This window comes from Paenibacillus apii, assembly GCF_011043685.1.
GTDB classification, from domain to species: domain Bacteria; phylum Bacillota; class Bacilli; order Paenibacillales; family Paenibacillaceae; genus Paenibacillus_AQ; species Paenibacillus_AQ sabinae.
Genome location: NZ_JAAKGU010000001.1, coordinates 1,165,152 through 1,187,785, shown reverse-complemented (window position 1 = coordinate 1,187,785; position 22,634 = coordinate 1,165,152). Strand labels below are relative to the sequence as shown.

The window sequence follows — 22,634 nt, the reverse complement described above, 5'->3', positions numbered from 1 at the left end:
AAGAGGATGGGTTAGGGATATGGCAGCAATTACTTACGAGCACATTAAGACATGCAAACAGTCGGGGGCCCGTCTCGGAAGAGTTCACACTCCGCATGGGGTGATTGAGACCCCTACTTTTATGCCGGTTGGCACCCAGGCAACGGTCAAAACGATGAGTCCCGAAGAGCTTAAGGAAATGGATGCTCAGATCATTCTGAGCAATACGTACCATCTGTTCCTACGCCCGGGGCATGATATCGTCCGCGAAGCCGGGGGCTTGCACAAATTCATGAACTGGGACCGTCCGATTCTGACCGACAGCGGCGGGTTTCAAGTATTCTCTCTGAGTGAGATGCGTAAAATCACGGAGGAGGGCGTTCACTTCCGCTCCCATCTGAACGGGGATAAGAAATTCTTGTCTCCGGAGGTTGCGATGGAGGTGCAGAACGCGCTGGGCTCCGACATTATGATGGCCTTCGATGAGTGTCCTCCCTATCCGGCGGAATACGACTATGTAAAAAAATCGCTGGAACGGACGACACGTTGGGCCGAGCGCTGCCTGAAGAGCCATGCCCGTCCCCACGATCAGGGCTTGTTCGCTATCGTTCAGGGAGGCATGTATGAAGATCTTCGCCGGCAGAGCGCTGCCGAGTTGACTTCCATGGATTTCCCGGGGTATGCTATTGGAGGACTCAGTGTCGGAGAATCAAAGCAAATTATGTACGAAGTGCTGGATTACACGGTTCCGCTCCTGCCGCAGGACAAGCCGCGCTATTTGATGGGCGTCGGTTCTCCTGACGCGTTGGTGGAAGGCGCAATCCGGGGTGTTGACATGTTCGATTGCGTGCTGCCGACCCGTATTGCCCGCAATGGTACGACCATGACCAGCCAGGGAAGACTCGTTGTCCGAAATGCGCAGTATGCCCGAGACTTCGGGCCGCTTGATCCGGAATGCGGCTGTTACACCTGCCGTAATTATTCGCGTGCGTATTTGCGTCATTTGATCAAGAGCGATGAGACCTTCGGACTCCGTTTGACGACCTATCATAATTTGTACTTCCTGTTGGAACTGATGCGTAAAGTGCGTAAAGCCATCATGGAAGACCGGCTCCTGGATTTTCGCGATGAGTTTTTCGCACAATACGGTTTACATGAGAATTCAAAAGGTTTCTAAGTGCTGAATTGCGCTTTAACGTAGATTTGAAAGGGGGGTGAAATATGTTTCAATACGCTGCAGCTGCAGGGTCCCAGTCTTCGAATATTTTGGGACTCGTCGGGCCGTTTGTCCTGATGTTTGTCGTTTTCTACTTTCTGTTGATCCGTCCTCAGCAGAAGAAGACCAAGACGCGCAACGCCATGTTAAAGGCTTTGAAGAAGGGTGACAAGGTTGTAACGATCGGCGGCCTTCACGGCACGATTATGGAGATTTCCGACGATATCGTCGTGCTCCGGGTGAATGATGTGACCAAGTTGACCTTTGACCGTGGTTCGATCAGCCATTCGGTGGCAACGGAAGCGGATTCAAAGTAATCGCTTTCCAATTTCATTTTTACGAAGCGGTGTGCTTTCCATTTCGATGGAGAGACACCGTTTTTTATTGTACAAAAAAAGAAGCCCCGAACGGGACTTCTTCTTGTGAATAAATAACCAATGCCTCAGAGAAGGGGACGGAATCCCCGAAATAAGTGGAATCGCCTTCCTATTGAAAAGGAGCAGCTTCGCTGCCAACCCTGAGCGCAGGCTCGCTTTCACGGAGCGTAAGCTTGGCAAGCTTAACGCTGAGGGAGGTGGAAAGCACAGCGAGCAAAGTCCCGCCGACCATATCGGTAAGCCAATGGATGCCCAGATAGAAAATGCCGAAAATAATGACGGCGGCGGAAATGCCCGCGATTGTCATCCAGCGCCGGTTGCCCGACCGGAAAGCCAGCAGCGCTGATGTCAGTGAAATCGAGGTATGGAGGCTCGGAAAGCAATTATCAAGCCCGGACAATGCCCGGTACTCCTGTTCAAATCTCGGAAATACGTCCAGCATCACGAACCGGACTCCTGCTGGTGCATAGGACCAGACCTCATTTACCGGAAAATACAGATAGAAAGGAATGGCAATCGCGTAATTTAGTATTACGGCGTAGCAAGTCGCATACAGCAGCAGACGGTTTTTGTCCATCAGATATACGCCGAGAGAGGCGGCAAGTACCGATTGGAGCATAAACACATAAAAGAACACAATAATTGGAGTCAGCCACGGAGCGTAAAAGAGATGCTGCACACCCTGAACGAAATGTCCTTCGAGGCCGAACACAAATCCGGTAAAATCGGATGTCAGATGCATTTTTTTCTCAATTTGCAGCTCGTACTTGTTAAGGGCCAGCACGCCGGACATCCCAGCGATCAGAAGCACGAGTTTGTAGGATCGAAGAATTTCTTTGGCCAGGTAGACCACTGCCTTGAAAGGATTTTGGCGGGAAACGAGGCCGATCAGCAGAAAGACGATCACTACGGTAAACCATGAAACAGTATTCATAGACTGATAAAGCAAAGGAATCAAAGCCTCCTTAATGTGCAAAAAACAGCAACGGGATGAAGACAGTGTATCACATTTTGGGAAGCGAAGTTTTGATTTTCATTGAAAATATAAATTTTATACTTTCTGGAAATTGACTCCAAACATACCGCCAAGTGTGCCAATGAATGCCGCCGCCGCAATCCACAATAGATCCGGAGCCTTCAGGGGACTGTCCAAAGCCAGAAAACCGATGATCAGGACAATCAATCCATAAAAAACGCCCGTAAGGCAGCCTTGATACCAGCCCCTTCTGATGGCTCTTTTCCCCGCCGTCCAGCCTCCGAAGGCGATAGCCAGTCCATGTACAACATAAGTATACAGCGAGAGATCATGTTCGCTCAGCCCGCTTCCCCAAAGCAGCAGCGACAGAATGAAAGCTCCCAGCAGCATCCACACAAAAGCTCGGCACAAGCCCGACAGCACGGGATTCCCGATTTTCAGCGAGAACAGTTTACGGAGCAGTTCCATGGTTTATCCTCCTCTTTCTCCAAAGGTGCAAGTCAGTTACTTCATACTATGAGAAGGCTTGCCCCAATAGTACATGAAAGCGGGTACGGGCATTTACCAGTAATTGAGCGCGAGGCTTTCGAATGTTACATGGAGCTGGCGGTCAGAATAGGACTACATTGTTCCGTCAGGCGCTGCCATGCCCGAAGGACCTGTAAAGGAGAGCGAAGCAATATGTTCCGGCACATCACCGCACATATCTTTATGACCTTGCTGATGTATCTCTTCATCTTTCTGAGCTTGCGCATTATGGGGAAAAGGGAGATCGGGAAACTGTCGGTGTTCGACCTTACCATATCCATTCTAATCGCCGAAATCGCCGTATTCGCAATTGAAGATATTGAGCGTCCGCTGTATGACGGAATTGTGCCAATCGTGACGCTGGTTCTGACACAGGTGATACTCGCCCATTTCAGCCTGAAGAGCCGCAAGCTGCGTCTTTTCATTGACGGCAAACCTAGCGTTTTGATATCGGGCGGCAAGATCCAGAGAAAGGAAATGCGCAAACAAAGATATAATATAGACGATCTGCTGCTGCAGCTGAGAGGGCAAAATATTACCAATCTGGCAGATGTCGAATTTGCAATTCTGGAGCCTACCGGACAACTCACCGTCATTGAAAAAGACAATGGCATCTCATCCTCCAGCGGTTTAGGCAAAGAGGGTGATGGCAAAAACCGTTCGGACATCGAAGCACCCGCGATCGAATACACCAAGGACAAAATCCGGTATGAGGGACTGCCCGTGCCGCTGATTATGGACGGAAGGGTGCAGGATCACAATCTGGAGATGATCGGGAAGACACGTTTTTGGCTTCGAAACCAGATTCGGCAAAAAGGCGCAACCGATTTTCGCGATGTCTTCCTGTGCTCGATTGACCATAAAGGCAAGCTGTATGTGGACCACAACCGCGCCAAATAGCTACAGCCAGCGGCCGATTACCGGAATCCGTTCGAGGTCGCGGCGGGAAAACAGTCCGGTCAGCAAAGCAATGCCGAGATAGAGCGCCATGCCAAGCGAAGAGGCGAACAGAAACTGCATCCACTGCGTATCGGTTAGAAGTATGCGGGTGTATACATATTTGACGCCGGCGCCCATAATCGTCATTGCAGCGCCAGTCTTAAGCAAATCGTTCAGCTTCAGGCGCAGCGAGATCAATTTGACGACGCTGTAACCGTGGAGCAAGGTAACGAGAATGCTGTTGACGATAATGGCAATCAGTGCGCCGTTGATTCCATACTCCGGTCTTGAGGCGAGCAGAAGGATCAGCAGGATTTTTACAACCGCCCCGATCAAAGTGTTGATGAGTGCCTTGCCCGGCCGGTCCATTGCCTGAAGCACGGCCTGAAGCGGAGCCTGAACGTACAGGAACAGGGCGAACGGGGCCATCAGCCGCAGCATGGGAGCGGTGTCGGAACTGCCGTACAGCAGGGTGCATAAAGGGACGGCCAGCACATACATCAGCACGGCGAACGGAGCTCCGGTGACCATAGCGAGGCGCAGGGCCTGGTGAATCCGTTTATGAATCGCCTGAAGGTCCCGCCGGGCGGACGCTTCGGACAGCGATGGCACCAGCGAGACGGCAAGGGCAGTGGTAAGCGCGCCGGGCAATAAGAGCAGCGGGATCACCATGCCCTGCAGCGAGCCGTATTGGGCGGTTGCCACCGATGTGGCAATCCCCGCTATGGCAAGGCTCCGCGCGGTGATAATCGACTCCAGCAAGTAGGAGAACGAGCCGACGAGTCTTCCGGCCGTGACCGGTACGGAGATGCCGACCAGCCGTCTCAGTATTCCGCCATTCCGGGCCGGGCTTTCCTTGGCCTGAGCTTCTTTAGCCGGTTCAGTAGGCGTGCTGTTCTCTTGGTCAGGCTCCGGTTTGTCCTTTTTGTCGGCAAAATAGTACTGGATCAGCAGCACCAGCATCCCTGTAATCTCGCCGACGGTAACACCCAGCATGGCTCCAGCCGCGGCGAAGGCCATCCCTTTGGGCAGCAGCTGCCAGGAGAACCACAGCATGAAGAAAATGCGCGTTACCGTCTCCAGCACGGAAGACAGCGCTGAGGGGATCATATTTTGCAGACCTTGAAAATAGCCCCGGTAGACGGCGGATACAGCGACAATGGTTAGCATCGGGATCATGGCAATGAATGTATAATAGACACGGTTGTCTGTTAAAATAACATTGGATACCCAGGATGCGCCGCCGATGGCGATTCCCGTAAACAAAATCCCCAGCGAAATGCTTAGCCCCAGAGCCGAGTGAAGAATGCGTCGCGACCGGTCCGGATGCCCCTGCCCTTCGGCTTCAGCCACCATTTTGGCGACGGCCAGCGGAATCCCGCCGGTAATCACGGTAACGAGCACTAAAAAGAACGGGTAGCCCAGCTGATACAAACCGACCCCTTCGGCTCCAATGACACGCGGCAGAATAATGCGCGGAATAAAGCCCAGCATCCGGTTGACAATTCCGGCCGCGAGCAGAATCATCGTTCCATAGATAAAGCTTTGACTCTTCGGTTTCCTCAAACGGCATTCCTTCTTCCGGGGTGAAATATGGCATTAGCCGAACGTTGTCCTTTTAAATGGATATGCCGCATGCGATTGGACATGACTGTCTTTCCGTCATAACATTTTTAAAAGTAAAGAAGGAAAGATAGTATGCAGGTCGAATATTATTTAAAGAAGTGAGTTCATGGACATTATTCATGTAAATAGCAGGGGAGGTTGGAGCACGTGGAATCGGAGGGCAAGGATCAAGCGGAACTGGACAAGGAGTTCGAAGCCATGTGTCTCAGCAAAGCGGAGGAATTCCGGCTTCTCGGCTATGAATATGTCACGGCCCAGGATATTTGGGAATGTGTCAGCCGGAATTATGGCAAGGAAGGAACGCCGGCGCTTCACAGAATTGTGAATGACATCTATTCGTTGAAAGTAACCACCTATATGAATTATGTGACCATTGCCATGTACAAGGGATTAAAATGAAAATTAATATGAACGGCGGTTTACAGGCTTGTATTGCAAACGGCTTCATTTAAGGTGGGAAGTAGAGAACGGCAAACTCACAGCTGCTTAAGGGAACGGATGGCTGGCCCGGGCAAGCTTGATGAGGATAGCCGTTTCTTTTTGGCCGCGGCGCTCTTTTGGCGCTTGTTTTCGCATGCCTTCAGCCGGGATTGAATCGATCAATGCTTGCTGGAGGTACGCTTTGGACAGTGAGCTGCCAACGCAGCTAAAATTGACGCTGATTTGGCGCCTAGCTATAATAGGAATATTGAGTTTAAGAAAGGGGAACTAGCAAGAGCATGAAAAGACTGCTGAGCTTCATCATTACCGTGCTCGTCTTGTCGGCCGTTATGGCGGTTACGACTCCCGGGCTGCTCGACAGAGTGCGGTTGGGTCTTGACTTGAAGGGCGGCTTCGAAATTTTGTACCAGGCCCAGCCTTCCGAGCAAGGCCAGGAAGTCACCCGTGCTTCTCTGCTGCAGACCGCAGCAAGCCTGGAGAAGCGGGCCAACGTACTAGGAACAAGCGAACCTGAGGTTACCACCGAAGGAATGGATCGCATCCGTCTGAAAATCGCCGGTGTCACCAATGAGGCTGAGGTTCGTGAGAAGATGAAGGAACCCGCTGTGCTTACTTTCCGCAGTGCCGCCCCGAGCGACGCACCGGGAACGTACAGCAAAGTCGAGCTGGTAGGCAGCGACTTCGTGGAGAATGCCGCAACCATCGGCCGGGACAACCTGAATCAGATCGAAATCAGCATCAAGGTTAAAGATAAACAGAAGTTTGCGGAAATTACGAAACGTCTGCTCGGCCAGAATCTTGCGATTTACCTCGATGACACGAAGCTTTCCGATCCTGTGGTCAGAGCGGAGCTCACGGATGGAACGGCATCAATCTCGGGCAATTATACCCTCGAAGAGGCCCGGAACCTGGCCGATACGATTAATCTCGGCGCCCTGCCGCTGAAGCTGACGGAGAAATACTCCCAAAGTGTAGGGGCAACTCTTGGCAAGCAATCTCTGGATCAGACCGTTAAAGCCGGCCTGATTGGTTCGGTGTTCATTCTGATTTTTATGATCGGCATGTACCGTGCACCCGGACTGATCGCAAGCTTTGCCTTGATTCTGCATACATGGCTGCTGATTCTGGTCTTCGTATTTGCCGATTTCACCCTGACACTTCCTGGTATAGCGGCATTCATACTCGGGATCGGGATGGCGGTTGACGCCAACATTATTACAAATGAACGAATTCGGGAAGAAATGCGGAGCGGCAAGAGCATCATGTCGTCCGTCAAGGCAGGCAGCAAGTCTTCCTTCCGTACCGTTATGGACTCGAACGTGACCACGATTATCGTCGCGGCCGTTATGTTCGCATTTGGTACAGGCTCGGTAAAAGGCTTTGCGCTCGTGCTGATCGTAGAAATTCTGCTCAGCATCTTTACGAACCTTTATTTCGCCCGCTGGCTGCTCAATATGCTGGTTAAGGCCGGCAAGCTGAGCAAGCCGAAGCAATTCGGGGTAAAGGAGAGTGAAATCAGTGCGCTTTAAGAAAGAGCTCGATTACGTTCACTTGAGCAAATATTTCTATATTTTTTCCATTACGCTTACGATTCTGGGGATTATCTTCCTCGCGATATTCAATCTGAATTACAGCGTTGATTTTAGGGCCGGGTCCAATGTCGACGTGTCCCTTTCCAAAAATTTGACGGTGGATCAGATCCGTACGGCTGTCGCTAACATTGGAACGGAGCACGAGCCGAATATTACGCCCGGTACGCAGCGGGTAACCATCCGCTATGACGAAGTGCTGTCGAGCCAGCAGGATGCCGCGCTGAAGAGCGCCATTGCCAAACTTGACGACAAGGCGTCATTTGAAGTCAACACTGTTGATACCGAAATGGCCAAGGAGCTTGCACGCAACGCGATTTACTCGGTTCTGCTTTCCTGCCTGGGTATTATTGTGTACGTCAGCATCCGATTTGAATGGCGTTTCGCGATTGCGGCGATTGTCGCCCTGGTCCATGACGCGTTTATGGTTGTCGCGATATTCTCCATTTTCCGGTTGGAAGTGGACCTGACGTTCATTGTCGCTGTATTGACAATTATCGGTTATTCCATCAACGATACCATCGTTATTTTTGACCGGATTCGCGAAAATCTTCGCTTTGGCAAGCAAAAAACGTACGATGATCTGAAAATTCTGGTTAACAAGAGTATCTCTCAGACCATCATGCGTTCTCTCTACACTGCCTTTACCGTATTTATCGCCGCGTTCTTCCTGCTTCTGCTCGGCGGCGAGTCGATCAAGATGTTCTCTCTGGCCATGGTTATCGGTCTGTTGTTCGGCGCATACTCTTCGATCTTCATCGCAAGTCCGCTGTGGCTGCTGCTGAAGAAGAACCAGAAGGCTAAGCCCAAGAGCAAGCCTGCCAAAGCGTAAATGATCCATTAGACGAAGCCGCGTCCATGACGACGCGGCTTTTGAAACCTTAGGCGGGATGTCGGTTATTATACCCATCATCACAGCGAGTTCATGGTGCGGCAAGGAGGAACCGAAGATGAATAAAAAGTATTCGTCTCAAAACGAGCGGGTGGCTTGGACGGGAATTGCCGGCGATTTCGCGTTGGCTCTTGTCAAAGGAGCTGCAGGTTATTATTCCGGAAGCAAGGCATTGATCGCAGATGCTCTATACTCGGGAGCGGATGCCGCGGCGAAGCTGGCCGAGATTCTCCCGTGGCGCAGCGGAAGCGAAGGCAGCCGTGTGCGGAAACCGGATTCGCGGGATGGGAAGGACAAGAAGGAGCCATTATTATCCGTTGTGTTCGCGGTGCTTATTTTGATGGGCGGTCTGCAAATCGCTTTTTCCGCGATCCGCGATTTGACGAGCGGTGACCTGAATTCCTCGGGAGAACATGCCCTGCTCACGATCTTTTTGTCTCTGCTGGTGAAGGAAGTTATTTTTCAATATCAATACCGTTCTGCTCAAAAAATCGGAAACGGCAGTCATGCTGCATACGCCGATAACCACCGGTTCAGCCTGTATACATCGTTGACCGTGTTAATCGGTGTGGCAGCGTCCATGCTCGGAGGATACATGAACTTGCATCCTCTCCTGTACCTGGACCCGATCGCCGCCCTTTTGGCAGCCTGTCTGATTCTCCGCAAAGGATATTTGCTCATTCTCAGTACGATTTACGGCAAGAAGGGACAGGAGCTTCCGCATGAGGATGCGGCGAATTTTATCGATACCGTTCAAAAGGTTCATGGCGTCATTCGCGTGGAACATTTAAAGGCGCATGAGGAAGGCCGTTACGTCAATCTTCAGGTCACAATCAGCGTCAATCCGCGTATCAGCGTTATTGAAGCGCGTGAAATCGCGGACTGCGCCAAAAAACTGCTGCAGCACCGTTTTGTCCATGTCGGCCAAGTTCATATGGATATCGTGCCTTATGAACCCGGTTATCCGTACAAAACCAATTATGAGCTGACGGACAGCGAACTGCCGACACTGCTGCAATAGCCAGGCTTTACGCGAGAGAAAGGTGAACCGCATTGCTTCATTCAAAAACCAAATGGCAATCTCCGGCCGCCGATCCCGTACAATCCGGGGAGCTGGTCCGGAGACTTTCTGTTTCTCCGCTCGTTGCATCCCTGCTGGTCGCCAGAGGAATGAACGATCCGGAAAAAGCTCATAGTTTTATAGAAGGCGCGATGGAAGAAGATCATGATCCATTCTTGCTGAAAGGTATGAAAGAGGCTGTCCCCCGCATCCAAAAGGCGATCGAGGAAGAAGAGCATATCCTTGTCTACGGGGATTACGACGCCGACGGCGTATCCAGCACTTCGCTAATGATTCATCTTCTGCGCCACCTGGGTGCGTCCTTCGATATCTATATCCCCCACCGTTCCAATGAGGGCTACGGGCTGCATAATCACGCGCTCGATTGGGCGCTTCAGCAGGGTGTTTCGCTGGTCATTACGGTGGATACGGGAATCAGCGCCTGCAGCCAAATCGCTTATGCGAACGATCTTGGAATGGATGTCATCGTCACGGATCATCATGAGCCCCCTGACGTTCTGCCTTCCGCCTACGCTCTGATTAACCCGAAGCTGCCAGGCTGCCCGTATCCGTTTAAGGGGTTAGCCGGGGTAGGGGTCGCTTATAAGCTGGCTCAGGCGCTCTTGGACGGACAAGTTCCAGAGGAATGGCTGGAGATTGCGGCGATCGGAACGGTTGCCGACCTGATGCCGCTGCTTGACGAGAACCGCGCCATCGTGCGCCGGGGACTTGCAAGCATGCGCAGATCGAAGTATCCCGGCATTCGGGCGCTGCTTGAAGTTAGCGCCGTCAGGGTGGAGAGGGTGGACGCGGTCAATGTCGCTTTTGGACTGGCGCCTCGAATTAATGCCAGCGGGAGGCTCGATCATGCCGGACGGGCCGTATCCCTGCTGACCACGGAAGATCCCGCGGAGGCGGAGCGTCTAGCCGAAGAACTTGACTTGCTGAATAAAGAGCGGCAGATGGTCGTAGACCGGATTGTCAGTGAAGCGATCGCCCGTTTGGAAGATAGATTGAAGGACGGAAAGCTTCCAAGCATCATCGTTCTGGCGGGGGAAGGCTGGAATGTCGGGGTTGTTGGCATTGTCGCTTCCAAAGTGCTTGAACGCTATTACCGGCCAGTAATTATTCTGGACATCAATCCGGAAACAGGAAATTGCAAAGGCTCGGCCCGGTCCATTCCCGGGCTGGATATCTACGCGGCTCTTTCCTCCTGCGCGGATATGATGGATCACTTCGGCGGCCACCCGGCGGCGGCCGGGATGAGTCTGCACCGCGACAAGCTGGACGAGTTTGCCGCCGCACTGGAGGAGTTCGCCTCCTCGGTTCTGACGGAGGAGGACTTTGTGCCGGTGTTCACCGCGGACGGGGAGTACACGCTGCCCGATTTATCGCTCCGGGCTGCGGAAGAGCTGGAGCTGCTGGCCCCTTTCGGCATGGCCAACCCGTTGCCGAAATTTATCGTTCGGGGAGCGGTCGTGAAAGAGACGCGCACCATGGGCCAGGGCAATCGCCACCTGAAGCTTGTTCTGCAGCAGGAAGGCGTTATGGTTGAAGCCGTCGCTTTCGGCAAGGGGGAACTGGCGGAGCTGCTGCCGCCGGGGACAGGTGTGGATGTGCTAGCCGAATTGTCGATTAACGAATGGAACGGGTCCCGCAAGGCGCAGCTTATGCTGCAGGATCTGGCGGTCCCGCAGCCGCAGCTGTTTGATTTCCGCGGGGCGCGTGATGCTGCAGGCAGGTTGGGGCGCCTGCTTGATGTGCTGCTGCCGCAGACTACAGGCAGGCAAGAACTTGCGGCGGCGGTGATTCGTAAAGATCGGCTGCATGAGCGGGAGCTGCCCGAATGGCAGGGAACGTCCTTTTGGGTATATGATCAATATAAAGGGATTTCCCCTTTAGATGATCTGCCGGGGGAAGGAATTGCGGGGAAACAGATATCCCTGCTGTACCTGCTCGATATGCCGGAGTCCCTGCAGCAGCTCGATGCTCTGCTTCAGGCATTTCCGGATGTGCAAAACATTGCGCTGCTGCACTCGCTGCGTGAGGAGCGGGACCGTCTGCTCATCCCGACGAGAGATCATTTCAAGACGCTGTATAAATGGCTGGCCGCTATCGCCGCCGAGCCGCTTTCCGAGCAGGAGGCGCTGCTGCGGCTTACACGCCAATCGCGGATGAGCCTGCGGATGCTGAAGATGATGCTGGACGTATTCGAAGAGCTTGGTTTTATCAGGAGGGAGCGGGGACAAGTGTCCTTTGTGACCCGGCCCGCAGCCCGTGATCTGGCTTCATCCAGCCGTTACACACATCTCAGTGAATTGGCGGAAATGGAGCGGTACTTCTCGGAAGGAAGCACGGCCGAGCTGCAAGAATGGATGGAGGCGCGCCGGCTGGGCGTATCCTAAATCCGCTGAGACTAAGCCAATCCTTCCGAAGTGAATTTTGCGAAGACGATTCAAAGATGTTTATGCTATCAAAACTTAGCAATGCTTTCGAAGTAAGTTTGCGAAGACAATTCAAAGAAGGTAATGCTAACAAACTAAGCAGATGCTTCCGAAGTGAATTTTGCGAAGATTATTCCCAAGAAGCTTATTCTATCAAAATTTTTAGGAGGAGTTATTTTGGATTTCAAAGAAATTATCCGTGTGATTCCGGATTTCCCAGTGGAGGGTATCAGCTTCAAAGATATTACGACTTTGCTGAAGGATGGCGAAAAATACCGTCAAGCCATTGATGAGCTGAAGGCACGCGTGTCCCATTTGAATATTGATGTCATTGCCGGCCCGGAAGCCCGGGGCTTTGTGGTAGGGGCTCCTCTTGCCTATGCGCTGGGTGTTGGCTTTGTGCCGATCCGCAAAAGCGGAAAGCTGCCGTACGATACAATTGAAGCGGGATATGATCTGGAATACGGCAAGGACAAGCTAGCGGTACATACCGACGCGATTCTTCCCGGACAAAACGTGCTGATCGCCGACGACCTGCTGGCAACGGGAGGCACGATTTCCACCGCGGTTAACCTTGTTCAAAAGCTCGGAGGCAATGTGGTCGGAGCGGCATTTCTGATCGAACTGGAGCAGCTGGAAGGCCGTAAGAAGCTTCCTGGAGTTGAAGTCGTTTCCCTTCTCAGCTACGAAGACTGATTATCTGTCTGGAAAGGTTCTCCTATTTCCCGGAAAATAAACAAGCCGGCAGCCTTACCGTACATCTGTACGGGTATGGCCGCCGGCTTTTTTTAAAATATAAGAAAGTATAAGCTTCGCGCTTATCATTTTCCTTATATTTCTACGAGAAACGATACCGTCCCTAGCAGGACGGCGCAGTCGTTTCTTCTTGCTATAAAATATGTCAATGATTAAACATCCGAAGCTTTGGCTTGTTTAATCTCTTCCTTGTCGTTGGACAGGCCGAGCACCTGGAACAGCTTGAACAGCAGGGAGAGCACCATGCCGACAATCGTCGCCAGCGCCATGCCTTTGAGCTGAACGCCTCCGACAGTAAGGGTGGTGCCGCTAATGCCCACTACGAGAACGAGCGTGGCCAAAATCATATTGGTCGGCTTCGAGAAGTCAACCTTCTGCTCAACAAAGATGCGAAGCCCGGAAGCCGCGATCACGCCGAACAGCAGCAGTGAAACGCCTCCCATGACCGGCAGCGGAATGTTGGCGATGATGGAAGAGAACGTGCCCGAGAACGAGAGTAAAATGGCGATAACCGCCGCTCCACCGATCACATAAACGGAATAAACTTTGGTCAGGGCCATAACGCCGATATTTTCGCCGTAAGTCGTATTGGGCGTGGAACCGACAAAGCCGGAAATGATGGTCGAAATGCCGTTGCCCATGAGCGAACGGTCGAGTCCGGGGTCTTTGGCAAGGTCTTTGCCGACAATATTGCTGGTCACGAGCAGATGCCCGATGTGTTCGACGATAACGACGAGCGAGACCGGAATGATGGTCAAGATCACCTGCCAGTCAAAGGAAGGCGTTGTAACCGTCGGATGGGCAAAAAAATGCGAATTCGCAATAGCCGCCGTATCGACCCGGTGCATAATATAAGCCAAAACATATCCTGTGACAATACCGATCAGAATATGGATGATTTTGGGGAATCCGCGGAACAGAACCGCTCCGATTACCGTCACGCCAAGCGTAACCATGGAGAGCGTAATCGCACCCGAATCGGGTTTCCAATCCGCTGCTCCGGCAGGGGCGATCAGCCCGGCCATGTTAGCGGCCACCGGCACAAGCTCCAGTCCGATCGTGGCGACGATGGCGCCCATAACGGCTGGCGGAAATACGACGTCAATCCAGCTTGTTCCTGCATAACGTATGATAAGGGCGACAACGACAAAGATGACGCCCGTGACGATAAAAGCGCCCAGCGCAAGCGAGTATCCACGGCTGTGATCGTCCGAATGCGCGGCTAGTACAGCTGTAACCGGCGAGATAAAAGCAAAGCTGGAGCCGAGATATGCGGGAATTTTTCCTTTGCAGATCAATATGTACAAAAGGGTACCGATGCCGTTCATCAGCAGAATCATTCCGGGGTCAACCCCGAACAGGTTGGGCACAAGCACTGTGCTACCGAACATGGCGAACAGATGCTGAAGGCTTAGCAGAAAGCCGGGGCCCAGGGGGAGTCTCTCGTCTACTTGAATTTCTCGTTGCAAATCATTCACTCCTCAACATGTTTTAAATCTGGAAAACCGCCTTTACTAGATTAAATAGAACGGACCTTTTTTTCAACAACATTTTCACACCGTCCGTTATTTTTTTCACAATCTCCTTATAAATCGTTAATAAATGCCACAGAATGGCAAGTGTTGACGTAACCCGCCGCAAGCGTCATAATAATAGGAAACTTTCAGTATAAGGGAAGTTGTCGGCTTTTTTAAAAAATGAAAAAAACCGAACCCTGCCTGCGGATGCGCAAAAGACGCGGGTTCATTTTATTATAGAAAGGAAACGGATACGACGAGTATGGGCATTGAGCGATTACTGGAAAGGGCCGGAGCCTATATAAAAGAAAAAGATCTTCCACGCATACAGGAGGCGTATGTATTTGCCGACCAGGCCCATTACGGGCAGGTGCGCAAATCGGGGGAACCGTATATCCTGCATCCGCTTGCAGTCGCCGATATTGTCGTGAGCATGCAGATGGACGTCATCTCCATTATCGCGGCTCTTTTGCACGATGTTGTGGAGGATACGACGGTGTCGCTCGAGCAGATTCGTGAGAAATTCGGCGATTCCTGCGCCATGCTCGTGGACGGACTGACCAAGTTGGAACGCATTCGTTTCCGGTCAAAGGAAGAACAGCAGAACGAGAATTACCGCAAAATGTTCGTCGCCATGGCACAGGATATCCGCGTCATTGTCATCAAGCTCGCGGACCGGCTGCATAATATGCGGACGCTGAAATATCAGTCGGAAGAAAGCCAGCGCCGCATTTCTTATGAAACGCTTGAAATTTTCTGTCCCATCGCGGACCGGCTCGGTATTTCGGCCATCAAATGGGAGATGGAGGATATCGCGCTCCGTTACCTGAATCCCCAGCAGTACTACCGGATTGCCAATCTGATGCACAAAAAGCGCGCCGAACGCGAGCAGTTTATCGACAGCGTCATCAGCCGCATCTCCGTCAAGCTGGACGAAATGGGCATCGTAGGCGATCTCTCGGGACGTCCCAAGCATATTTACAGCGTCTACAACAAAATGACCACAAAGAACAAGCAGTTCAACGAAATTTACGATCTGCTCGCGATACGCATTATCGTTGACAACATCAAGGATTGTTATGCCACCCTCGGTATTATCCATACTCTCTGGAAACCTATGCCAGGCCGTTTCAAGGATTATATCGCCATGCCGAAGGCCAACATGTACCAATCGCTCCATACGACGGTCGTAGGTCCTGGCGGCGAGCCGACGGAAGTCCAGATCCGAACGTTTGAAATGCACCGCACAGCCGAATACGGGATAGCAGCACACTGGGCATACAAGGAAGGAAGCGGCGGGGCCGCCAATCCTGAGAACCGGATGCCTTTTTTTCGCGAAATTTTGGAGCTGCAGCATGAAGCCAAGGATGCTTCGGAGTTTGTCGAATCGCTGAAAATGGACTTTTTCTCCGACCTTGTCTTTGTTTTTACACCCAAAGGGGAAGTCATCGAGCTGCCTGCGGGTTCCGTGCCGCTGGATTTTGCCTTCCGGATTCATACGGAGGTCGGCAACCGCACAATCGGGGCCAAAGTCAATGGGCGGATCGTACCGCTTGACCACAAGCTGAAGACCGGCGATATCGTGGAAATCCTGACCTCGAAGCATTCTTACGGGCCGAGCCGGGATTGGCTGAAGATCGCCCAGTCTTCGCATGCCCGAAGCAAGATCAAGCAGTGGTTCAAGAAAGAGAAGCGCGAGGAAAATGTCGAAAAAGGGCGCGAAGCGATCGAGCGCGAGCTGAAGCGGCTTGGAATCGAGCCTTCGGACTGGATGTCCGATGAGAAGCTGCTGGAAGCGGCGAAGAAATTCGCCTTTAACGATATTGAGGATATGCTCTCCGCAGTAGGCTTCGGCGGTATTACGGCGGCGCAAATCGCCACCCGTCTGACTGAGAAGCTGCGAAAGGAGCAGGAGGAAGCGGCGGCGGCTCATCTGGAGCTGACGACCGAGAAGAAGGAAATCAAGGTCGCCGAGAAGCGGAACCAGCCGACGAACGGCGTACGCGTCAAGGGGATCGACAACCTGCTCGTCCGCTTCGCCAGATGCTGTAATCCGGTGCCGGGGGATGACATTGTCGGCTACGTCACACGCGGCCGCGGCGTTTCCGTGCATCGCTCGGACTGTCCGAACATCAAGGCGGAGGAGAGCGAGGAAGCAGCGCGCGTCATCGAGGTGGAATGGGAAGGCAGTATGGAGGCGAATTACAGCGTCGATATCGAAATTACCGGCCATGACCGGAACGGCTTGCTGAATGAAGTGCTGCAGGCGGTATCCGAGAGCAAGACGAATATTTCAGCGGTTACCGGCCGTTCCGACAAGAACAAGATGGCTCTGATTCATATGACCATCCTGATCCGTAATACGGATCATTTGTATTCGGTCGTGGAGAAGGTCAAACGGGTAAAAGACGTCTACACCGTTCACCGGATTATGCAGTAAGTCAGGAGTTGTGGCATACATGAAAGTGGTTGTACAGCGGTGCAAGGAAGCGCGGGTCGAGGTGGATGGCAAGATTGCCGGGGAGATCGGCGAAGGCCTGATGCTTCTAGTCGGCGTCACCCACGAAGATACGGAGCAGGACGCCAAGTTTTTGGCGGGCAAGATCGCCGGGCTGCGCATTTTTGAGGATCAAGCGGGAAAAATGAATTACAGCGTCAGCGACACGGGCGGATCGATTCTGTCCGTATCGCAGTTTACGTTATATGGCGACTGCCGGAAGGGACGGCGTCCGAACTTTATGGCGGCGGCTGCACCGGCGGAAGCGGAGCGGCTCTATGACTATTTTAACCGCGAGCTGGCGACAGCCGGACTGACGGTTGAAACAGGCATCTTCGGAGCGATGATGGATGTATCCTTGATCAACTGGGGGCCGGTAACGCTCATTCTGGACAGCAGAGCATAGAGGAAGTCAAGATGTAACGGCCGCTAAAAGGCGGTACGATATGAAAACGGATGGCTGAGAAACCTGGAACAGGTTCTCGGACCATCCGTTTTTTTGCCGGATAGGCTATTTATATTTTCGGGGTCCCTGAAGGGAAGGCTCCACTTTTGAGATGCTATCTTGTTGGATAGGCTGTAAGCGGCCGGGGCAAACTTCAGGGAAGAATGACAAGCATAACCTAAGGAGCGCTAGAAATGAGACAGCCGCCGAAAGCCTGGGCCTGGAGAACATTGGCCGCCCTTCCAGCCGGAAGCCTGGTGGAAGCCGCCGCAAGCGCGAAGGAGTCCGAATGGCTCAGCAAGGATATACGGAAAGGAAGAAGCCGCGATTTACTGCCGCGCTCGTGAGCGAGAGGGTCGGGAGCAGCGGCTTTTTCGATCTGCGGGGTTAGAAGGACGCCGGATTCGGGTAATAAGACTACGAGAACAAGAACAACAGAAAGGAGAATTTTTTACAATGAGTAAAGTTGCTTTTCTGCTTGCTGCTCAATTTGAAGATTCCGAAATGAAGGTTCCCTACGATGCGGTGAAGGGGGCCGGACATGAAGCCGATATTATTGGACTGAAAAAGGGCGAGACGCTCAAGGGTAAGAAGGGCGAAGCCTCCTATACAACCGACAAGGCCATCACCGAAGTGAAGGCGGCCGACTATGACGCTGTTGTTATTCCTGGCGGTTCCTCACCGGAAGGGCTGCGATCTTCTGCCGATATACTCAAATTCGTGAAGGAAGCGGACAGCGGCGGCAAGCCGGTCGCGGCGATCTGCCACGGGCCGCAAATCCTGATCAGCGCCGGTCTCTTGAAAGGCCGAACCATTACGTCCTATCCGCCGCTGAAAGACGATATGGTTAACGCGGGGGCGAATTTCAAGGACGAGGAAGTCGTCGTGGACGGCAATTATATCACTTCACGCACGCCCAAGGATGAGCCGGCCTTTGTTCGCGAACTGTTAAAGTCACTCCAGGTCAAGGTGACTCAATAACCGGCTTTCACATTATGAATGGGAGGCGATAACGATGACCAAGCGGATTCAGGCTTACTTCAGAAATGAGAATGAAGCAGAAGGCGCCAAGACGGTACTGCTGTCGTTTGACGCGGATGTTCTGGAGGTAGGAGCCCTGACTGATCCTTTGGGAGAAGACCGGAGGCTGCTCCTTCCGCTCATGCCGCCGAATAATCTGGCGGGGAGCGGCTCCACCTTTGCGGCTTTCGGAGCGGCGCCCGCGGCAGTACCGGTAAGAACGGCGAGTACGGATATCGATAGGAAAGAGCCGTTCAACGGGGATGCTGCCAATGGAAGGGATGACCTCCGCGCGGACCGGATGTACGCCGAAGGAGATTTGGATCATTTGGGATACGTTATGGAGATCAAAGTGAGCGACGAGGATTTTAACGCGGTGGTGCATACCCTGCGGGGCAAAAATGCCTATGTCGAAATTTTTGATTAAACTTGAAGCTCCGAGGCCCGAATAAACGTTTCCCATGCAAAAGCTTCCCGCTCACAGCGCGGGAGGCTTTTGTCAAAATATAAGGATATTTTACGCTTATAATTGGTCTTATATTATTGCTGCGAGACACGCACTTGTGTCCTTTCAGGACGCCGTCAGGAGGTCTTCTTGTCCCAGAAAAATAAAACGCTTTCTTTTCTGTAATGTAACAGTAATATTTCTTAAATGATTGCTTAATATACTGTGTCTATAATAAAGCCATGACCCCCTTTTTTATAATATATTACATTGGACCTGCGGCAATCGGCTGCGGGTCATTTTTTTGGGAATAAAGGCTTTGGAAACAATGTCCCAAAGAACAAAAATCATCCCTTGACTTTAACGCAGTGGTTCAGTAGAATCTAACAATATACGACATATATCATGTTTTGATGACGGGAACGAGTAGTTCGGCACCCACAACCCCAGAGAGGAATCCCATGGCTCGATTTTTTGACCTCGGAAGAGGTTAAACAAATATTCAGCCAGGCTGCAAGGATTCTGTTGATGAGCGAATGAATGACCTCCCCGAGAACGCACGGCGAACAGCGGCGGATGCCGCGTCAGTAGCCGTTCTTGCGCGTAGGCGGGCGTTAACCGCTTGGAGCGGCCTTGAAAGCTTAGGTTTTCGGCCGGAATGTGGGTGGTACCACGGGTGAAGATCGTTAGCGATAATCCCTCGTCCCTGTTGATCGAACAGGACGGGGGATTTTTTTAATGGGCATTTCTAAGTGGTCAAGGGCAATTTCAGGAGGGATAAGCTGTGGCTAAAGAAAGATTCGAGAAGCCGACCGGCACGCAGGATATCCTGCCCGGAGCGGTGGAAAGATGGCAGTTCGTTGAAGAGAAAGCCAGAGATTTGTGCCGTCGCTTCAACTATCGCGAAATCCGGACCCCGATGTTCGAGCATACGGAGCTGTTCGAGAGAGGCGTCGGCGAGACGACCGATATCGTGGAAGGCGAAATGTACACCTTCAAAGACAAGGGGAACCGGGACCTGGCGCTGCGTCCGGAAGGGACAGCAGGTGTCGTCCGCGCTTACGTGCAGAACAAGCTGTACGGTGAACCGGATGTCAGCAAGCTCTACTACATCGGTCCGATGTTCCGCTATGAGCGTCCGCAGGCGGGAAGATACCGCCAGTTTCACCAGTTCGGCGTGGAAGCGTTTGGAGCGGTCGATCCGGCGATCGATGCGGAGGTCATTTCGCTCGGCTACCAGTTCTGCAAGGACCTGGGCCTGAGCGGCGTACGCGTCGAGATTAATTCCGTGGGCAATATTCCAAGCCGGGCCGCCTACCGGGAGAAGCTGCTAGCGTTCTTGCGTCCGATGAAGGACAGCCTTTGCAGCGACTGCCAGCGGCGCATGGAGCGCAATCCGCTGCGGGTGCTGGACTGCAAGGTCGATCAGGAGAAGTTCGTAGATGCCCCGTCCATTTTGGACAGCCTGGATGAGGAGTGCACGGTGCACTTCGCCAAGGTGCGGGCGCACCTGGATGCGATGGGCGTCGATTATGCCGTCAATACGCGGCTCGTCCGGGGCCTCGATTATTATACGCATACGGCGTTTGAGTACAAGGCAGCCGGTATCGGCTCCATCGATACGGTAGGCGGCGGCGGACGCTATAACGGTCTCGTCAGCGAAATCGGCGGACCGGATCAGCCCGGCATCGGCCTTGGCATTGGACTAGAGCGCATTCAGCTCATTCTGGAGAACCAGAAGGTGGAATTGGAAGCGTCCAGGCCGCTGGATGTGTATCTCGTGGCGCTGGGGGAAGAGGCTGAAGCCGAAATCACCAAGCAATTGTTCATTCTGCGCAGCCAGGGGTTCTCGGCGGAGCGCGACTATCTGGGACGTAAAATGAAGGCCCAGTTTAAGTCTGCCGACCGGATGTCGGCACGTTTTACAGCCATTCTTGGCGAAGAAGAGCTGCAGCGCGGCGAAATCGCCCTCAAGAGCATGGCGACCGGCGAGCAGCGTACCGTTAAGCTGGAAGATCTGGGAGAAGTGCTGGCGGAGCAGGCTTGATTGGAGTCAGCTTGAAACGGCGATGAAAGTTAGATTTTAATTACAAAGGGGTATGGTATATCATGCAAAGAAGTCATAACTGCGGACAGCTGACCACGGAGAGTATCGGTCAGACCGTCATCTTGAACGGCTGGGTGCAGACCCGCCGCGACCTTGGAGGCGTACTGTTCATCGATCTTCGCGACCGAAGCGGAATCGTACAGATCGTCTTCAATCCGGATTACTCGGGAGAAGCGCTGCAAATTGCCGACAAGACCCGCAGCGAGTATGTGATTGCGGTTAAAGGCCAGGTCGTGAAGCGCGATCCGGAGACTGTTAACTCCAACCTGCCGACAGGTGAAATCGAAGTGCGCGTGACTGACATTGAGGTGCTTAACGCCGCCAAGACGCCTCCGTTCTTCATTGAAGACGGCGTGGAAGTGGACGAATCGCTGCGCTTGAAATACCGCTACCTCGATCTGCGCCGTCCGGAGATGCAGAAGACGCTGCTGCTCCGTTCGAAAGCGGCCAAGATTTTCCGGGATTTCCTTGACGAGGAAGGCTTCATCGACGTGGAAACGCCGATTCTGACCAAGAGCTCGCCGGAAGGCGCCCGCGACTATCTCGTGCCGAGCCGTGTACATGAAGGCGAATTTTTCGCGCTGCCGCAATCGCCGCAGATTTACAAACAGCTGCTGATGGTGGGCGGGGTTGAGCGCTACTATCAAATCGCCCGCTGTTTCCGCGACGAGGACCTGCGCGCCGACCGGCAGCCGGAGTTTACGCAGGTGGACATTGAGACGTCCTTCCTGTCCCAGGACGAACTGCTGGGCATGATGGAGCGTCTGATGCAGCGGCTGTTCAAAGAGACGGTCGGCGTTGAGCTCGCCCTGCCGTTCCAGCGGCTGACCCATGCCGAGGCGATGGGCAAATACGGCTCGGATAAGCCGGACCTGCGTTTCGGTCTGGAACTGATCGAAATGAATGATATCGTCGCTGGCAGCGGCGTGAAGGTATTCGCCTCCGTTATCGAAAAGGGCGGAGAAGTGAAATGTTTGAACGCCAAGGGCTGCGGCACCTGGACCCGTAAGGAAATCGACGATCTCGGCCCTTATGCGGCCCGCTACGGTGCGAAAGGCCTGGCCTGGATTCAAGTCAAGGAAGGCGAGTTCCGCGGCCCGATCGTAAAATTCTTCTCCGAGGAAGAGATTGCCGCCGTTAAAGAACGCACGGGAGCCGAGGAAGGCGACCTGCTGCTCTTCTCCGCGGATAACAAAAAGGTTGTCGCCGACGTTCTCGGCGCGCTCCGTCTCAAAATCGGCCGCCAGCTCGGCCTGATTGACGACAGTGTATACAAATTCGCCTGGGTAACCGACTTCCCGCTGCTCGGCTATGACGAGGAACAGAAGCGTTATGTGGCGGAGCATCATCCGTTCACCCGTCCGCGTGAAGAAGATGTGGCCCTGTTCGACACCGATCCCGGCGCAATCCGCGCGCAGGCTTATGATATCGTGCTGAACGGCTACGAAGTCGGCGGCGGCTCGATGCGGATTTACAAGCGCGATGTGCAGGAGAAAATGTTCGACGCGCTCTCCCTGTCCAAAGAAGAGGTACAAGACAAGTTCGGCTATCTGCTTGACGCATTCGAATACGGCACGCCTCCTCATGGCGGCATCGCTTTCGGTTTCGACCGTCTCGTAATGCTGCTGGCCGGACGCACCAACCTGCGCGAAACGATCGCCTTCCCGAAAACGGCCAGCGCCACCGATCTGCTTATGGACGCTCCGTCTCCGGTTAAAGACGCGCAGCTGGACGAGCTGCATATCAGAGTGGCTATTAAGGAAAAAGCCAAGAAATAGGA

At 53.0% G+C, this 22,634-nt stretch carries 20 protein-coding genes; 16 read left to right on the top strand and 4 right to left on the bottom strand.

Annotated features, from left to right (window positions below; genetic code table 11):
• Nucleotides 1–19: 19 nt before the first annotated feature.
• Together tgt and yajC are read left to right on the top strand one after the other, a co-directional pair.
• Nucleotides 20–1,156, top strand: coding sequence for a tRNA guanosine(34) transglycosylase Tgt (gene tgt / locus G5B47_RS05815; protein ID WP_165095280.1), 1,137 nt, complete (start codon nt 20–22; stop codon nt 1,154–1,156).
• A gap of 44 nt (nt 1,157–1,200) precedes the next feature.
• The gene (gene yajC, locus G5B47_RS05810) at nt 1,201–1,512 is read left to right on the top strand and encodes a preprotein translocase subunit YajC (RefSeq protein ID WP_165095278.1); all 312 of its coding nucleotides are present in this window, start codon (nt 1,201–1,203) and stop codon (nt 1,510–1,512) included.
• 169 nt (nt 1,513–1,681) lie between these two features.
• Here yajC and G5B47_RS05805 read toward each other — a convergent pair whose 3' ends face one another.
• Nucleotides 1,682–2,521, bottom strand: a complete 840-nt coding sequence (locus tag G5B47_RS05805) for a phosphatase PAP2 family protein (RefSeq protein WP_235957083.1) — start codon at nt 2,519–2,521, stop codon at nt 1,682–1,684.
• A 102-nt stretch (nt 2,522–2,623) separates the two neighbouring features.
• On the bottom strand, nt 2,624–3,016 hold the full coding sequence (locus tag G5B47_RS05800; protein ID WP_165095275.1) for a TIGR04086 family membrane protein: 393 nt from the start codon (nt 3,014–3,016) through the stop codon (nt 2,624–2,626).
• Between the two features lie 213 nt (nt 3,017–3,229).
• Between G5B47_RS05800 and G5B47_RS05795 the strand changes: the two genes are divergently transcribed.
• A complete protein-coding gene (locus tag G5B47_RS05795) occupies nt 3,230–3,976 on the top strand; it encodes a DUF421 domain-containing protein (protein ID WP_165095272.1) in 747 nt (248 codons plus the stop codon).
• Here the strand turns inward: G5B47_RS05795 and spoVB are convergent, their stop codons facing one another.
• Nucleotides 3,977–5,542 (bottom strand): stage V sporulation protein B, encoded by a 1,566-nt coding sequence (gene spoVB / locus G5B47_RS05790; protein ID WP_165095537.1) that lies wholly within the window; start codon nt 5,540–5,542, stop codon nt 3,977–3,979.
• A 246-nt stretch (nt 5,543–5,788) separates the two neighbouring features.
• Between spoVB and G5B47_RS05785 the strand changes: the two genes are divergently transcribed.
• From G5B47_RS05785 to G5B47_RS05760, 6 genes are all read left to right on the top strand, one after another.
• Nucleotides 5,789–6,040 (top strand): post-transcriptional regulator, encoded by a 252-nt coding sequence (locus G5B47_RS05785; protein ID WP_025336007.1) that lies wholly within the window; start codon nt 5,789–5,791, stop codon nt 6,038–6,040.
• A gap of 320 nt (nt 6,041–6,360) precedes the next feature.
• Complete coding sequence (gene secD / locus G5B47_RS05780; protein ID WP_165095270.1) at nt 6,361–7,611, top strand: protein translocase subunit SecD; 1,251 nt, start codon at nt 6,361–6,363, stop codon at nt 7,609–7,611.
• The gene (gene secF, locus G5B47_RS05775; RefSeq protein ID WP_165095267.1) at nt 7,601–8,503 is read left to right on the top strand and encodes a protein translocase subunit SecF; all 903 of its coding nucleotides are present in this window, start codon (nt 7,601–7,603) and stop codon (nt 8,501–8,503) included. The genes secD and secF overlap by 11 nt, the downstream gene beginning before the upstream one ends.
• Before the next feature lie 118 nt (nt 8,504–8,621).
• A complete protein-coding gene (locus G5B47_RS05770) occupies nt 8,622–9,584 on the top strand; it encodes a cation diffusion facilitator family transporter (RefSeq protein WP_165095265.1) in 963 nt (320 codons plus the stop codon).
• A 32-nt stretch (nt 9,585–9,616) separates the two neighbouring features.
• Nucleotides 9,617–12,028 (top strand): single-stranded-DNA-specific exonuclease RecJ, encoded by a 2,412-nt coding sequence (gene recJ, locus G5B47_RS05765; RefSeq protein WP_165095262.1) that lies wholly within the window; start codon nt 9,617–9,619, stop codon nt 12,026–12,028.
• 216 nt (nt 12,029–12,244) lie between these two features.
• On the top strand, nt 12,245–12,763 hold the full coding sequence (locus G5B47_RS05760) for an adenine phosphoribosyltransferase (protein WP_165095258.1): 519 nt from the start codon (nt 12,245–12,247) through the stop codon (nt 12,761–12,763).
• Between the two features lie 212 nt (nt 12,764–12,975).
• Here G5B47_RS05760 and uraA read toward each other — a convergent pair whose 3' ends face one another.
• A complete protein-coding gene (uraA, locus tag G5B47_RS05755; RefSeq protein WP_165095255.1) occupies nt 12,976–14,292 on the bottom strand; it encodes a uracil permease in 1,317 nt (438 codons plus the stop codon).
• A gap of 310 nt (nt 14,293–14,602) precedes the next feature.
• Between uraA and G5B47_RS05750 the strand changes: the two genes are divergently transcribed.
• From G5B47_RS05750 to aspS, 7 genes are all read left to right on the top strand, one after another.
• Entirely contained in the window at nt 14,603–16,780 is a 2,178-nt protein-coding gene (locus G5B47_RS05750) for a RelA/SpoT family protein (protein ID WP_025336002.1), read from the top strand.
• 19 nt (nt 16,781–16,799) lie between these two features.
• The gene (dtd, locus tag G5B47_RS05745) at nt 16,800–17,243 is read left to right on the top strand and encodes a D-aminoacyl-tRNA deacylase (protein WP_165095252.1); all 444 of its coding nucleotides are present in this window, start codon (nt 16,800–16,802) and stop codon (nt 17,241–17,243) included.
• A 233-nt stretch (nt 17,244–17,476) separates the two neighbouring features.
• Nucleotides 17,477–17,629, top strand: a complete 153-nt coding sequence (locus G5B47_RS05740; protein WP_165095249.1) for a hypothetical protein — start codon at nt 17,477–17,479, stop codon at nt 17,627–17,629.
• Nucleotides 17,630–17,738: 109 nt separating this feature from the next.
• Nucleotides 17,739–18,263 carry a type 1 glutamine amidotransferase domain-containing protein gene (locus G5B47_RS05735; protein WP_165095246.1) on the top strand — a complete coding sequence of 175 codons (525 nt, stop codon included), beginning with the start codon at nt 17,739–17,741 and terminating at the stop codon, nt 18,261–18,263.
• 34 nt (nt 18,264–18,297) lie between these two features.
• Nucleotides 18,298–18,729: a hypothetical protein gene (locus G5B47_RS05730; RefSeq protein WP_165095244.1), complete on the top strand. Its 432-nt coding sequence runs from the start codon at nt 18,298–18,300 to the stop codon at nt 18,727–18,729.
• A gap of 802 nt (nt 18,730–19,531) precedes the next feature.
• Nucleotides 19,532–20,794, top strand: coding sequence for a histidine--tRNA ligase (gene hisS, locus G5B47_RS05725; protein WP_165095242.1), 1,263 nt, complete (start codon nt 19,532–19,534; stop codon nt 20,792–20,794).
• Nucleotides 20,795–20,856: 62 nt separating this feature from the next.
• The gene (gene aspS / locus G5B47_RS05720) at nt 20,857–22,632 is read left to right on the top strand and encodes an aspartate--tRNA ligase (protein ID WP_165095239.1); all 1,776 of its coding nucleotides are present in this window, start codon (nt 20,857–20,859) and stop codon (nt 22,630–22,632) included.
• Nucleotides 22,633–22,634: the final 2 nt, after the last annotated feature.